General features: G+C 69.8%; 1 protein-coding gene and 1 pseudogene. Both read left to right on the top strand.

Annotated features, from left to right (window positions below):
- A pseudogene (locus HC022_RS29535) lies at window positions 1-124 on the top strand (AEC family transporter); the annotation flags it as partial.
- Between the two features lie 102 nt (window positions 125-226).
- Window positions 227-1,680: ATP-dependent helicase (locus HC022_RS25980; protein WP_167454306.1), on the top strand; the 1,454-nt coding region annotated here is incomplete at its 3' end.

A 1,680-nucleotide genomic window follows, 5' to 3' on the forward strand; every position in this document is an offset into this window, starting at 1 on the left:
CGCCTATGTGCTGACCCGCCAGCTTGGCGGCGACGGCACCTTCATGGCGGGGCTGGTGACGGCGCAGACCCTTGCCGCCGTGGCCACGATCCCGCTGATCCTGCTGTCTCTGGGCATCGGCTGAGCGCCGCACCGGCGCCCGCCCGGGCCAGATCGAAGTTCCCTTTATGTTCCCGCCGCGCTATCCTGCCCCCAAACCGGAGCGCAACACGGGGCAGGGCAGGACATGGCTGAGGCCGGGTATCTCGACACGTTGAACGACAACCAGCGCGCCGCCGTCGAATTCGGCGTCGGGGCCGAGGGGCTGCCGCCGCCGCTGCTGGTGATCGCGGGCGCGGGCTCGGGCAAGACCATGACGCTGGCGCATCGGGTGGCACACCTGCTGGTCAACGGCGCCGACCCGCAGCGCATCCTGCTGATGACCTTTTCGCGCCGCGCCGCGACCGAGCTTACCCGGCGGGTCGAGCGCATCACCGCCAAGGCCATGGGCAAGGGAGTGGTGGCCGAGGCGCTGAGCTGGGCCGGGACCTTCCACGCCATCGGCGCCCGCATCCTGCGCGAGCACGCGCTGTCCATCGGGCTGCATCCGGATTTCTCGATCCATGACCGCGAGGACAGCGCCGACCTGATGAACCTCTGCCGCAACGGGCTTGGCTTCTCGTCGACCGAGCGGCGCTTCCCGGCCAAGGGCACCTGCCTCGCGATCTACTCGCGGGCGGTGAACTCGGGCGACCCGCTGGATGAGGTGCTGCGCGACCACTTCCCGTGGTGCGGCGAGTGGGCGGAGGAGCTGAAGCAGCTCTTCGGCGCCTATGTCACCGCCAAGCAGGAGCAGAACGTGCTCGATTACGACGACCTGCTGCTGGCCTGGGCCGAGGTCATGTCGGACGAGGGCTTTGCCGCCCATATCGGCGGGGCGTGGGATCACGTGCTCATCGACGAGTACCAGGACACCAACCGGCTGCAGGCGCGGATCCTCATGGCGTTGAAGCCCGACGGTCGGGGGCTGACCGTGGTCGGCGACGACGCGCAGTCGATCTATGCCTTCCGCGCCGCCACCGTGCGCAACATCCTCGACTTCCCCGACGCCTTCAGCCCGCGCGCCGATGTCATCACGCTCGACCGCAACTACCGCTCGACGCAGCCGATACTGGAGGCGGCGAACGCGGTGATCGGGCTGGCGCGCGAGCGCTACACCAAGAACCTCTGGACCACCCGCGCCTCGGACGCGCGCCCGCGCATCGTCACCGTCGCCGCCGAGGCCGACCAGGCACGCTACTTCGTCGACCGCATCCTCGAGGACCGCGAGACCGGCACCCGGCTCAAGGATCAGGCGGTGCTGTTCCGCACGTCGAGTCATTCTGTGCAGCTCGAGGCCGAGCTGACCCGGCGCAACGTGCCTTACGTCAAGTTCGGCGGGCTGAAGTTTCTCGACAGTGCCCATGTGAAGGACCTGCTGGCGGTGCTTCGGCTGGCGCGCAATCCGCGCGACCGGGTGGCGGGGTTCCGGGTGCTGCAGCTGATGCCGGGGATCGGACCCAAGGCGGCGGGGCGTATCCTCGATGCGCTCGACCTTGCCGCCGATCCGCTCACCGTTCTGCGCGAGATCCCGCCCCCGGCGCGCGCCGCCGCCGACTGGCCCGCCTTTGTCGAGGCCATGGCCGCGCGGGCCGACTGGCC

The organism is Salipiger sp. HF18, from assembly GCF_011806505.1.
Lineage (GTDB): Bacteria > Pseudomonadota > Alphaproteobacteria > Rhodobacterales > Rhodobacteraceae > Salipiger > Salipiger thiooxidans.